We start from the raw sequence: 12430 nt of genomic DNA, 5'->3' as shown, positions 1-12430 counted from the left end.
CTGTCACTCGGCATCCGCATTGCGGATGTAGAGCAGCCGATCGCCGGGCTCGACCGTGTCCACCTCCGGTGAGTCGACGCGCAGCAACTCCCCTCCGCGGACGACGCCGAGGACGATGTCGTGCAGGTGTCGTGGGGATCCGCCCACCTCTTTGGGCGTCACCTCCCGCTCGGCGATCGCGAAACCGGCGTCCGGCGTCAGCAGGTCTTCCATGATCTGCACGACGCTGGGGGTCTGGGTGGCGATGCCGAGCAGTCGGCCAGCGGTTTCCGACGATACCACCGTCGAGTCGGCGCCCGATTGCTTGAGCAGGTGCTGGTTGTCGGACTCGCGGGCCGCGGCGATGATCTTGGCCTTGGGTGCCAGTTCGCGCGCGGTCAGGGTGACCAGCACCGCGCTGGCGTCGTCGTCGGTGGCGACGATGATCGACTTCGCGTGCTGGGCGCTGGCCAGGCGCAGGATGTCGGCCTTGGTCGCGTCGCCGTGGACAGTGACCAACCCGGCGCTGCGGGCCCGTTCGAGAGCACCCGCGTTCTCGTCGACGACGACGATGTCGGCGGGTGCGACCTCGTCACCGACCATCGCGGCGACCGCGGTCCTGCCCTTGGTGCCGTAGCCGATGACGACGGTGTGGTTGCGCACTTTGCTCCTCCATCGCTGGATCTTCAATGCCGCGCGCGACTGGCTGGTCAGCGTTTCGACGGTGGTGCCGATGAGAACGATGAGGAAGGCGACACGCAGCGGGGTGACCACCAGGACGTTGATCAACCGGGCTTCGGGGGTGAACGGGGTGATGTCGCCGTAGCCGGTCGTCGACAGCGAGACCGTCGCGTAGTACAGGCAGTCCAGGAACGACAGCTGGTTGTCCTGAACGTCGCGGTAGCCGTCGCGGTCCAGATACACGATGAGCACGGCGGCCATCAGTGCCAGCGTCGCGTAGACGACGCGGCGGATGATCCGCTCGGTCGGGCTGATGAACGGTTCTGGGATCCGCAGGATGTCGACGAGCCGCGAGTCGGGCTGTGTAGTCAGGTCCTGCTCGATAGCGGCGAGCCGGCGCCGCAACCTACCTTTTGCCACGAGGACCCGTTACCGGTCCCGCAGGGGTGTGCACGCCACAATGTAATCATGACCTCTCCCCCGCCCGAACTGCAGCAAATGGCCAGCCCGTCGCGCGCCTACCGGATGGCGGCCGGCCTGCTGGGTATCGGAACGTTGCACTTCGTCGCGCCCAAGCCGTTCGACGACATCATTCCCGCCGAGCTGCCCGGCAGTCCGCGGTTCTACACATACGCCTCGGGCGTCGCCGAGCTCGGGGTGGCGGGCCTGCTGCTGGCGCCGAAGACGCGACGCTTCGGTGCGTTGGCCGCGGTAGCGCTGTTCGTCGCGGTGTTCCCGGGCAACGTCAACATGGTCCGGCTGTGGTGGGACAAGCCGCTGCCGATGCGGTTGGTCGCGATCGCGCGCCTACCGCTGCAGATTCCGATGATCGTCCAGGCCGTGAAGGTCTACCGCGAGTCGTAGGCCTCCCAGGCCGTTAGGCCGCCTCCAGCAGGCCCGCGAGTTCGTCGACGCCGGGCAGCGTCTCGGGGGTGACGGTGACACCGCTGCGCACATAGTGAAACGCCGCCCGCACCGACTCGACCGGACATCCGTGCAGCGCGGCCCACGCCAACCGGTACACCGCGAGCTGAATCGCGTTGTGCTGTAGGGCTTCCGCGGTGCTCGGCGGCTCACCCGTCTTCCAGTCCACCACGGTGGCTCCGCCGTCGTCGTCGACGAACACCGCGTCGATACGTCCCCGGACCACCCGGCCGCCGATCACCATGTCGAACGGCACCTCGACGTCGACCGGGGTGCGCGCCGCCCACGGCGACACCGCGAACGCCGCCTGCAACTCGGCGAGTTCCTCGGCCACGGCGGCGTCATGATCGACCGCACCCGGCAGGTCGTCGAGGTCGAACAACCGCTCGGCGTGATAGAAACGCTGCACCCAGTCGTGAAATGCCGTGCCCAGCAACGCATGTGGATCCGGACGCGTCGGCAGCCTACGGCGCAGCCGCTGCGCGACGGCTTCGGGGTTCTTGCCGAGCTCCACCATGGTGCTGACCGACACCTGTAGAGGAAGCGGAGGCGCCGACGGTTCGACGGCCCGGGTGCGTTCGGCGATGAGCGCGTCGACATCGGCCTCCCACCCTTCTGCGGAGTCGAGGGGTTCGTCATCGTGGGCGTTGGCCATCGCCTCAGCCACAAGCGTCGCCCCGCGCGCCACGTCGGCGCGGCGCACACCCGCAGGATCTGCGGGCCAGACGGCTTCGACCACCTTGTCTCGCAACGGGTTCGGTTCGCCATCGGGTGGGGCGGGCGCCCAGTGTTCGATCACACCGCAGGGCTCGCCCTCGTCGGCGGACTTGTCGATGATGTCTTTGAGCTCGCAGAGGAACTCCGACGGGCCGCGGGCCTTGCTCTCCGAGGCTCCCCAGTGGTGGCCCGACAGGAACAGGGTGTCCTCGGCGCGGGTGAGCGCCACGTAGAGCAAGCGGCGTTCCTCGTCGATGCGGCGCTGTTCGAGGCTTCTCTTGTGCTCGCCGATCACGTCGGACAATCGCTTGCGGTCGTTGACGTCGCTGGTGTCGAGCACCGGGACGCCGTGCTCGGAGAGCGTGGCCCGGTCGCCGCGCAGCAGCGGAGGGAGGTCGCCGGCGTCGGTCAGCCAGGTGCGGGCGGTGCCGGTCGAAGGAAAGACGCGGCCGCTGAGGTGCGGAACGGCGACCACCTGCCATTCGAGTCCCTTCGCCGCGTGGATGGTCATGATCTGCACCCGGTCGGCCGCGACAGACCCTGGGGCCGGGGCCAAACCGTTCTCCACCTCTTCGGCGGCGTCGAGGTAGCCCAGCAGGCTGGTGACATCGGTGCCGGGACGGTCGGCGAAGTCGGCCACCACATCGGCGAACGCGTCGAGATGTTCGGTGCCCGACCAGCCCGCCGTGACGGGGCGGCGCGCGCGTACCTCGGTGTCGATGCCGAGCGCGCGGCGCACCTCCGCGATCAGTTCGGGAAGCGGGTGCGACAGATGCGCCCGTAAAGCGGTCAGCTCGCGGCCCAGCGCGACGATCCGCGCGTACCCCGTCGGCGAATACGCCGCAGACGCACCGGGATCGGTGACCGCTTCGGCGAGGCACGCGGTATCGGCGTCGGGTGCCGCCTGCGCGGCGATGCGTTCGGCGGCCCCGGCGGGGGCGTCGGTTCTGTCGTCGAGTTGTACAGCGCGCCGCCACAGCGCGGTGATGTCGCCGCCGCTCAGCCGCCAGCGTGGCCCGGTGAGGACCCGCATGGTCGCGCTGCCCGCGCTCGGGTCGGCCATCGTCCGCAACATCGCCACCACGTCGGCGACCTCCGGCACACCGAGAAGGCCGGCCAGCCCGACGACTTCGACCGGCACCCCGCGGGCGGTGAGCGCTTCGGCCATCGGCGCGGCGTCGGCGTTTCGGCGCACCAGCACGGCCGTCGTCGGCGCCGACACCCCGTCTTCGCGCGACCGCCCGAAGATGTCGGCGATATGGCCGGCCAGCCACTCCCGTTCGGCTGCAACGTCGTTCAGCAGGGCACACCGGATGGTGCCCAACGGGGCGTCCGGCCTGGGCAGCAGCGAGCGCACCGCCACCGAACGACGCCGCGCCTGCGCCGACACCGCGTTGGCCAGATACAGCGCACGCGGCGGATTGCGCCAGCTCGTGCGCAGTTCCAGGGTGGGCGCCGGCGTGCCGTCCGAACGGGGGAAGTCGGTGGTGAAGCGCGGCAGGTTGGTGGCCGACGCACCGCGCCACCCGTAGATCGACTGGATGGGATCGCCGACCGCGGTCAGCGCGAGGTCGTCGTCGGCTCCGCCGCCGAACAACGACGACAAGGCGACCCGCTGCGCATGCCCGGTGTCCTGGTATTCGTCGAGCAATACCACGCGATACCGCTGGCGCAGTTGCTCACCCACGTGCGGGAAGTTCTCGGCCAGCCTGGCCGCCGAAGCCATCTGCATGCCGAAGTCCATCACCTTGTCGGCCCGCATCCGCTGGTGCAGGGCGTCGATCAGCGGGACCAGCTCGGTGCGCTCGGTTTGGGTGGCCAGCAGCCGCAGAAGCCACTGGCTGGGGCCCCGGTCGCGTTGATACGGACCGGCAGGGAGCGTATGCACCAACCGCTCGAGCTCGACGTGTGTGTCGCGCAACTGGTCGGTGTCGACGAGGTGCTCGGCGAGCTGGCCCGCCAGCCGCAGCACCATCGATGTCACCGCCGCCGGTGTCTTCTCGGTATGCAGTTCGGGGTGCTCGCACACCACGCGTAAGGCCAACTGCCACAGTTCGGTTTCGCTCAGCAGCCGGGTCTCGGGCTCGACCGGCAGCAGCAGGCCGTGCTCTCGCAGCAGGTTACCGGCGAAGGCGTGATACGTGCTGACGGTCGGTGGCTCGTCGGCGAAGGCAGCGCCGTCGAGAAGGCCGGCGCCCGCGAGCCGGGCCAGTCGGGTGCGGACCCGGCGCAGCAGCTGGCCGGCGGCCTTGCGGGTGAAGGTGAGGCCGAGAACCTCGCCGGGGTGCGCGTACCCGTTGGCGACCAGCCACACCACCCGCGCGGCCATCGTCTCGGTCTTGCCCGCGCCGGCGCCGGCGATGACCACCAGAGGCCCGGGCGGGGCGGCGATCACGGCGGCCTGCTCCTCGGTCGGCGCGAAAAGGCCGAGGGCCGCGGCGAGTTCGTGTGGACTGTATCGCGCGGTCATGGCTGTCCTCCGGTCCCGGCCTGGGCGGGACACATCGTGCGGACGGGACAATGGCTGCATCCGTCGTTGATCCGCGCGACGAACTCCGGGCCCTGGGTGGCCGCCGCTGCCGCGCGCACCGTGTCGCGCCACTCGGTGCACTTCTCCGGGGTCAGCGCGTCCTGAGTGCGCTCGGTAGGCCCCGATGCGCAGGTTTTGCCGAGATAGACCAAGCGGCCACCACCCGGAGAGTCCCCTTGTCCCAGCAGACCTTCCGCGATGGCCAGCTGATACATCGCCAACTGGGCGTGGTTCTGCGCGTCATCCTTGGTCACCGGGCTCTTGCCGGTCTTGAGGTCGACCACGACGAGCCGGCCCTCGCTGTCGCGTTCGAGGCGGTCGACACGTCCGCGCACACGCACGTCGGGCCCACCGTCGTCACCCTCGATCACGACACCGTCGACACCGACCTCGCTGCCCACCTCGGTGAGCTGGCCGCGGGTCTGCGCGCGCCACTGCTCAAACGTCGCCAACATCGCACGATGCCTGTCGAGTTCGTTGTCGGCGTACCACCGCGACTCGAACGGCAGCTTGGGCCAGATCTTTTCGAGCTCGTTGACCATCTGGCTTTCGGTGCGCCCCGGATCGGCGACGAGGGCGTGCATCAACGAGCCGACCGCCGAGCGCACATCGCGACCGTCGGAGCCGCCGTGCCGCTCCAGCAGCCAGCGCAATGGGCAGTCGGCGAGCATCTGCAGCGTCGACGGCGACAATGTCACGGTGTGCCCGTCACCGCTCCACAATGGCTCCTCGCTGGACAGCGGAGTCATCGACTGCCACTGCGCCGGGTCGGCACCGGGCACGCCGGCGGCCGCCAGCCGCGCCAGCAGTGTTGCCGCGCAAGCCCTTACGGTGTCATCGACCGCATCATCGGACGCGCACACCACGGCGCGCAGTCGGCCGACCAACGCTGCGGGGGCAAGTACGCGCGGTGCGCTGACCGGCTCGGTGAGCTCACAATCGCGGTCGTCCGATAATGCGGCCAACTCGTAGCAGAACGCCGACGGGAGCAGCGACTCGTCACCGCTATCGCTGTCGACTGCCGTCACCAGAAGACGGCTGCGGGCACGACCCATCGCGGCGATGAGCAACCGGCGTTCCTCCGCCAACAGCGGCGCCCGGGTCGACACCCTTGCAGCGTCCTGGGTGACGCCGTCGAGCAGGTCGACGAGCTGCTGGGTGGCCAACACCCCGCCACGCGGAACGGTGTTGGGCCACAGGCCTTCCTGCACACCGGCGATGACGACGAACTCCCAGTCGCGGCCCATCGCGGCGTGGGCGCTGAGCACGGCGACCGCTTCGGCATCCACGCGCTCGTCGCGGGCGGGCGACCCGTGACCGGCGACATGGTCGAGCAACCCGCGCAGCGTCGCGCCCGCGGTGCGGTTCACGTACTGCTCGGCGACGTCGAAGAGCGCGGTGACGGCGTCGAGGTCCCGGTCGGCCTGTGCGCCGGACACACCGCCGCGTTCGCTCGCGGCCAGCCAGCGTCGTTGCAGCCCGCAGCGCTGCCAGGCCTGCCACAGCGTGTAGCGCGGATCGGCGCCCGACTCGGCACTGCGCCGGGCCGCCACCAGCACCTTGCGCACGCGATCCAGGGGCCGGCCCAGGTTCTCGGGCAATCCGTCGACCCCGTGCTCCACCGCCTCGACCAGCAGATCGCCGAAGTCTCGTGGCGGTTGCGAGCCGTCGATGCGTCGCAGCGCGCGCCGGAGTTGGCGCAGCGACACCGGATCGACGCGGCCGATCGGTCCCGTCACAAGCGACACCGCCTGCTCGGCGTCGAGTCCCTGCGACGTTGCCGCCAGCACGGTGAGCAGCGCCTGCACGGCGGGTTGGTCGCCGAGCGGTGTCGCGGGCAACGACGTGTCCACCGGGACTCCGGCCGCGGCCAGTGTGCGGGCCAACGCCGCACCGAGGCGGGGCATCGAACGCACGACGACGGCCATCTGGGACCACGGGACGCCGTCGACGAGGTGCGCCCGTCGCAGCGCGTCGGTGATCATCGCCGACTCCGCGTGCGGAGAGGCGGCGATGCGCACGGCCAGTGCGCCTGTTGGGCCGGGCGCCCCGGTCAGCACGCGCCCCTCGTCGGCACCGGGCAGTCGTCGTGCGACGTCGGTGATGGCCCCGGCGATCGCGGGTGCGCAGCGGTGCGACCCGGTCAGCACGATCGCCGGCTCGTCACCGCGCAGCAGCGCCGGGTCGGCGCCACGATAGCCGAAGATCGCCTGATTGGGATCACCTGCGAACACAGCGGTTTCGGCGCCCTGAGCCAGCACCCGGACCAAAAGCGCCGCCTGCGGATCGAGCTGCTGCGCATCGTCGACCAGGAGGATCTTGACGCGGCCACGTTCAGCGGCCAGCAGCTCGCCGTCGGTGCCCAACGCCTCCAGCGCCGCCCCGACCAGTTCGGCCGCTCCCAGTGCGGGGATGGTGGCCTGCGGTGCCGCCATGCCGACGGCCGAACGCAACAGCATGATCTGCTCGTAGGCCTGGGCGAACTGGCCGGCCGCGAGCCACTCCGCCCTGCCCGAGCGCCGCCCGATGCGCTGCAGTTCAACGGGATCGACCCCGCGTTCGGCGCAGCGGGCCAGCAGGTCTCGCAGCTCGTTGGCGAAGCCGACCGTGCTCAACGCCGGGCGCAGATGGGGCGGCCATGCCGTCGCCGCGCGGTCGCCGTCCTCGATGTCGCCGGCGAGCAGCTCCCGGATGATCCCGTCCTGTTCGGCGCTGGTGATCAGCCGCGGCGGCGGATCGCCGTTGCGCTGAGCGGCCAGCCGCAGCACCGCGAACGCATACGAGTGCACGGTGCGCACCAGCGGTTCGCGCACGACTGTGCGGGTGCCGGCCTGTAACAGCGCCGAGGTGACGCGCGCCCGCACCTGCGCGCCGAGGCGTGCCGAACCGGTCAGCAGCAGAACCGATTCCGGATCAACGCCGGCGGCGATGTGCGCGACCGCCGTCTGGATCAGCAGCGAGCTCTTACCGGTGCCGGGCCCGCCGATCACGCGGAAAACGCCGCGCGTGCCGGGATCGGTGAGCGCGTTCGGCGTGAGGTCGGTGTGCGGTGCGGACATGTGGGCATGACACCACGGGGGTCCGACAAGTGGCCGTCACCCGAGGCTGGCAGCATCGATAGCCGTGACCGAACTCCTGCACGTTCACCGCTACGGGCCTGCCGGGCCCGCACAAGTGTTGGCGATCCACGGCCTGACCGGGCACGGGCAGCGATGGCAGACGCTGGCCACACGCCACCTGCACGAGTACGCGGTCGTCGCACCAGACCTCATCGGGCACGGCCGCGCATCCTGGGCGGCGCCGTGGTCGATCGACTCGAACGTCGCGGCGCTGGCCGCGCTGCTCGAGGGTCCCGCGGTGGTGGTCGGCCACTCCTTCGGTGGAGCGGTTGCGCTGAATCTGGCTGCCGCCCGGCCAGACCTGGTGTCGCGGATGATCCTGCTGGACCCGGCCGTCGGCCTGGACGGCGACTGGATGCGCCGAATCGCCGACGACATGTTCGCATCCCCCGACTACACCGACCGCGCCGAGGCGCGCGCCGAAAAGGCGAACGGCTCATGGGGTGAGGTCGAGTCGGCCGAGCTGGATCGCGAGCTCGACGAGCATCTGATCGATCTGCCGTCCGGACGGGTCGGCTGGCGGATCAGCATCCCGGCGATGATGTCGTACTGGAGCGAGCTCGCTCGCCCGGTCACGTTGCCTCCCAGAGGTATTCCCACGACACTCGTGCGGGCAGCACGCACCGAACCACCGTATGCGACCGACGACATCGTCACGGCTCTGGCGCAGCGCCTCGGCGCGGACTTCACGTTGCTGGAGTGGGACTGCGACCACATGGTTGCGCAGGCCAAGCCCGCCGAGACGGCGGCGTTGATCCGCGAGCAGCTCGGCTCCTAGGGATGGCGCCGGTCACCGACGAGCAGGTGGAGGCCGTGCGCGCGCTTGTCGCCGCGATCCCGCCGGGCCGGGTGTCGACCTACGGCGACATCGCCGATGCCGCCGGGCTTTCCAGCCCGCGCATCGTCGGCTGGATCATGCGCACCGACTCGTCGGACCTGCCGTGGCACCGGGTGATTCGCGCGTCCGGTCGCCCCGCGCCGCACCTGAGCACTCGACAGCTCGAACGACTGCGCGCCGAGGGTGTGCTTGCCGACGACGGCCGGGTGAACCTGCGCGCCGTGCGCCACGAATTCTGAAGGTGTCGAGTGTGGGGTCGACGCACGCTCCGAGCGCCGCGCGCGTGCGGGTAACCCACGTTCGGCGGGGCGACGCTTAGAGCACCAGGCGGACCAGAGCCGCCGTCCGCGCGAGACCGGGGAACGCGGCGGCCGTCGACCGCGGATGAAGGGCGTGCACGGCGATGCGGAACATCAACGCGCGCAACAACATCTGCGACCACTCGGGAAGCGGACTCCAGCGCTCGATCAGCCCGTCGTCGGCCTCGCCCCAGGACAGCGCGTCCACCACGACGACACCGGCGGCCCACGACGCCGGCCGCCAGTACGGGATGATGTCGGTGATCCCGGGTGCGGCGGTGCCCGCGAAAAGCACTGTGCCGTAGAGGTCGCCGTGGACCAGTTGGCTGGGGCTCTTCGTCGGCTTACGCAGGGTGGCAAGCTGATTGAGCAACTCGATCGAGCGTTGCCCGTCGGCCGACCCCGGCGACACCTTGGCACCCGGCGGCAACGAATGCAGCGGCCGTTCCTCCCAGGCGGCGCGGTCGGCCGCGATGAACACGTCCACGTCAGCCCACGGCGCGACCGGCGGCTGCGTCAGAAACCTCGGGCGTTCGAGTTTGGCCGTCGCCTCATGGAGTCGCACCGCGGCCGAGACCACCTCGTCGTGGCGGGGTTCCGGCGTCCCGGCGACAAAGGTGTCCGCGCGCCACCCGGCCACCACATACCGCCCGTCCGTCGAACGCACCGGACGCGCCAGGCGCACCCCGTCGACGAACAACGTCTCGCGGACCTTGGCCGACCATGCGGCGCGGGCGTGGTCGGCGACCATCGACACCACCACTTCGCCACAGCGCCAGCCGCCCTCCCAGCCCGGCCCGAGTGCAACGGGCTCAACACCGGTCAGGCCGAACGCGGCCAGCACATGATCCGGTGGCCGTTCGACAGTCACCACCTCAGCGTAAGCGGAGTTTCGGCAAACCAGCCGTTAGTACATCACCATGTCGGGTTCGAGTTGTTTACCCCACGCGACGATCCCGCCTTGCACATGCATCGCGTCGGAGAACCCGGCGTTCTTCGCGATCGCCAGCACCTCGGCAGAGCGCACACCGGTCTTGCAGTAGAACACCGGCGTCCGGTCGGTCGGCAACTTGGCCAGCGCCTCGCCGGATTCGAAGGCGCCCTTGGGGATCAGCTCGGCGCCCTGAATGCGGTTGATGTCCCACTCGACCTGTTCGCGCACGTCGATCAGCGCCAACGGCTTGCCCGAATCGAGCAGCTCCTTGAGTTCGCGAGGGGTGATGGTCGCGTCGGCGGCGGCCTCGGCGGCGGCGTCGGACACCACGCCGCAGAACTCCTCGTAGTCGATCAGCTCGGTGATCTTCGGGGTCGACGGGTCCTTGCGGATCTTGATCGTGCGGTAGGTCATGTCGAGCGCGTCGTAGACCATAAGGCGGCCCAGCAGCGTTTCGCCGATGCCGGTGATCAGCTTGATGGCCTCGGTGCCCATCACCGATGCCACCGAGGCGCACAAGATGCCGAGCACCCCGCCCTCCGCGCACGAGGGCACCATTCCCGGCGGCGGCGGCTCGGGGTACAGGTCGCGGTAGTTCAGGCCTCGTTCATTGCCGCCCTCGTCGGCCGGGGCGTCTTCCCAGAACACGGAGATCTGGCCCTCGAACCGGTAGATCGACCCCCACACGTACGGCTTGTGGGCCAGCACGGCGGCGTCGTTGACCAGGTAGCGCGTCGCGAAGTTGTCGGTGCCGTCCAGGATCAGGTCGTACTGCTCGAACAGCTCGACGGCGTTCTCGGGTTCGAGCCGGAACTGGTGCAGCCGCACGTCGACCAGCGGGTTGATGTCGAGAATCGAGTCACGCGCGCTTTCGGCCTTCGACCGGCCGATGTCGGACTGGCCGTGAATGATCTGGCGCTGCAGGTTGGACTCGTCGACCACGTCGAACTCGACGATCCCGATCGTGCCGACACCCGCGGCGGCCAGGTACAGCAGCGTCGGCGAACCCAGCCCGCCGGCGCCGATGACCAGTACGCGGGCGTTCTTCAGCCGCTTCTGCCCGTCCAGGCCCAGGTCGGGAATGATGAGGTGACGGCTGTAGCGCGCCACTTCTTCGCGGGTGAGTTCGGCCGCCGGTTCTACCAGCGGCGGCAACGGTGTCGACACCGTGTTTCTCCTTGATCCACCTATTCAACGTCTATGACCATCACAGCAGTTACGACATTCAACAGCAACGAGCGGCGATCGCTTCCCCCAGGACCGTGGCCGCTCACCGTGGGCGAGCGACCGCTGTTGTACGCCCACGCACGGCGTGTCGCTGCACAGACACGGTCACTCGCGGCAGGGGGGAAGGAACTCAGGCGATCGGGTACGGCCAGGGGTTCGGTTTGCAGGTGTGATTGTCGGGCTGGACCGACTGCGGGTCGAAGCGCGCGGCGTCGTTGTTGTTGGTCGAGAAGGTCTGCTGCATCATGACCGGCGCGAGTTGGTCGTTGCCCCCGCACGGCTCGTGCCGTTGGTAACCGATCGCGTGGCCGACCTCGTGGTTGATCAGGTACTGCCGATACGAGCCGACGTCACCCTGGAACGGCACCGCACCGCGCACCCAGCGCGCCTCGTTGATGAACACGCGCGGCTGCCCGTCCCGGTAGGCCGGGTTGTAGCAGGACGCCTCCAGCTGGATGTCGTAGCCGCAGCCCTCGCGCACGGTCATCGGCGTGCTCAACGACACCCGGAAGTCCGGTTCGATTCCTGACGTCCCGTCGATGCGGGTGAAGGCGAACTGCGGATTGTGGGTCCAGCTCTTGGGGTTGGCGAGCGTCTCGGTGACCATGCGGGCGAACGCCTCGTCGCCGCCGAATGTCGTGGTGTCGATGCCGTCCTCGACCTCGACGGTGTAGGTGAAAACCTTCGCGGTGCCCTGGCCGACCTGCGAGGTCGCCCCGGGCACGACGTGCCACGTCTTGGCGCCGGCCTCGGTGAACGGGCCACCCTGGGGCAGTATTCCGGTCGGCAGGTCCGCGTCGAACTGGGTCAACCCCTTGGGCGGGGCACCGATGATCGCGGTGCTGGCCACGCCGATGGTCGGTGGGCCCTGCACCGGACCCTCGGCCTGCTTGGGTGCGGGCGCGCCGGTGCCGGTGATGGTCTGGTAGACGACGACCGCGGTCAACACGATCAGGACGGGCAACGCATAGGCCCGCCAGCCGTAAGTGGAGACGAAGCGACCGAGCCACGACTGCTTGCGGAAGCCGCGGTGCTCATCGCGATTGGACCTCACCCGTCCCGAGCTCTCGGCGAGCGGATCGCGTTGGGCGCGCAACGGCTCGCGCCATTCATTGCGCAGCGCGGGCACGCGAACACCCCCGCCGGGTTCGGGACCCATCTGTCCTCCTCGCGTACGGGAGT

9 protein-coding genes are annotated in these 12430 nt (G+C 69.7%); 3 read left to right on the top strand and 6 right to left on the bottom strand.

Features of this window, described 5'->3' with window-relative positions; translation table 11 throughout:
- Nucleotides 1-3 precede the first annotated feature (3 nt).
- Nucleotides 4-1080 (bottom strand): TrkA family potassium uptake protein, encoded by a 1077-nt coding sequence (locus A5759_RS10065; protein WP_068196893.1) that lies wholly within the window; start codon nt 1078-1080, stop codon nt 4-6.
- Nucleotides 1081-1128: 48 nt separating this feature from the next.
- Between A5759_RS10065 and A5759_RS10060 the strand changes: the two genes are divergently transcribed.
- Complete coding sequence (locus A5759_RS10060; RefSeq protein WP_064394341.1) at nt 1129-1524, top strand: hypothetical protein; 396 nt, start codon at nt 1129-1131, stop codon at nt 1522-1524.
- Between the two features lie 13 nt (nt 1525-1537).
- Here A5759_RS10060 and A5759_RS10055 read toward each other — a convergent pair whose 3' ends face one another.
- Both A5759_RS10055 and A5759_RS10050 read right to left on the bottom strand, forming a co-directional pair.
- Nucleotides 1538-4771: an ATP-dependent DNA helicase gene (locus A5759_RS10055; RefSeq protein ID WP_068196891.1), complete on the bottom strand. Its 3234-nt coding sequence runs from the start codon at nt 4769-4771 to the stop codon at nt 1538-1540.
- Nucleotides 4768-7890 carry an ATP-dependent DNA helicase gene (locus A5759_RS10050; RefSeq protein ID WP_068196887.1) on the bottom strand — a complete coding sequence of 1041 codons (3123 nt, stop codon included), beginning with the start codon at nt 7888-7890 and terminating at the stop codon, nt 4768-4770. The genes A5759_RS10055 and A5759_RS10050 overlap by 4 nt, the downstream gene beginning before the upstream one ends.
- Before the next feature lie 64 nt (nt 7891-7954).
- On the opposite strand from A5759_RS10050, the gene A5759_RS10045 reads away from it, so the two are divergent.
- Together A5759_RS10045 and A5759_RS10040 are read left to right on the top strand one after the other, a co-directional pair.
- Entirely contained in the window at nt 7955-8728 is a 774-nt protein-coding gene (locus tag A5759_RS10045) for an alpha/beta fold hydrolase (RefSeq protein ID WP_068196884.1), read from the top strand.
- 2 nt (nt 8729-8730) lie between these two features.
- Complete coding sequence (locus A5759_RS10040; protein WP_068196881.1) at nt 8731-9027, top strand: MGMT family protein; 297 nt, start codon at nt 8731-8733, stop codon at nt 9025-9027.
- Nucleotides 9028-9103: 76 nt separating this feature from the next.
- On the opposite strand, the gene A5759_RS10035 is transcribed toward A5759_RS10040, so the two are convergent.
- The 3 genes from A5759_RS10035 to A5759_RS10025 form a co-directional block, all read right to left on the bottom strand.
- Nucleotides 9104-9958: a TIGR02569 family protein gene (locus A5759_RS10035; RefSeq protein WP_066849755.1), complete on the bottom strand. Its 855-nt coding sequence runs from the start codon at nt 9956-9958 to the stop codon at nt 9104-9106.
- Nucleotides 9959-9994: 36 nt separating this feature from the next.
- The gene (gene moeZ / locus A5759_RS10030) at nt 9995-11188 is read right to left on the bottom strand and encodes an adenylyltransferase/sulfurtransferase MoeZ (protein ID WP_066848869.1); all 1194 of its coding nucleotides are present in this window, start codon (nt 11186-11188) and stop codon (nt 9995-9997) included.
- A 190-nt stretch (nt 11189-11378) separates the two neighbouring features.
- Nucleotides 11379-12407, bottom strand: a complete 1029-nt coding sequence (locus tag A5759_RS10025; RefSeq protein ID WP_064426867.1) for a DUF3152 domain-containing protein — start codon at nt 12405-12407, stop codon at nt 11379-11381.
- Between the last annotated feature and the right edge of the window lie 23 nt (nt 12408-12430).

It is taken from the genome of Mycobacterium sp. 852014-52144_SCH5372336 (genome assembly GCF_001665615.1).
Lineage (GTDB): Bacteria > Actinomycetota > Actinomycetes > Mycobacteriales > Mycobacteriaceae > Mycobacterium > Mycobacterium neumannii_A.
This window is presented reverse-complemented; position numbering and strand designations above follow the sequence as displayed.

What these genes read in the sequence shown, in the direction of transcription:
- A5759_RS10025 (WP_064426867.1), bottom strand. Translation starts at nt 12,407, where the DNA reads ATGGGTCCCGAACCCGGCGGGGGTGTTCGCGTGCCCGCGCTGCGCAAT.
- A5759_RS10040 (WP_068196881.1), top strand. Translation starts at nt 8,731, where the DNA reads ATGGCGCCGGTCACCGACGAGCAGGTGGAGGCCGTGCGCGCGCTTGTC.
- A5759_RS10055 (WP_068196891.1), bottom strand. Translation starts at nt 4,771, where the DNA reads ATGACCGCGCGATACAGTCCACACGAACTCGCCGCGGCCCTCGGCCTT.
- A5759_RS10050 (WP_068196887.1), bottom strand. Translation starts at nt 7,890, where the DNA reads ATGTCCGCACCGCACACCGACCTCACGCCGAACGCGCTCACCGATCCC.
- A5759_RS10060 (WP_064394341.1), top strand. Translation starts at nt 1,129, where the DNA reads ATGACCTCTCCCCCGCCCGAACTGCAGCAAATGGCCAGCCCGTCGCGC.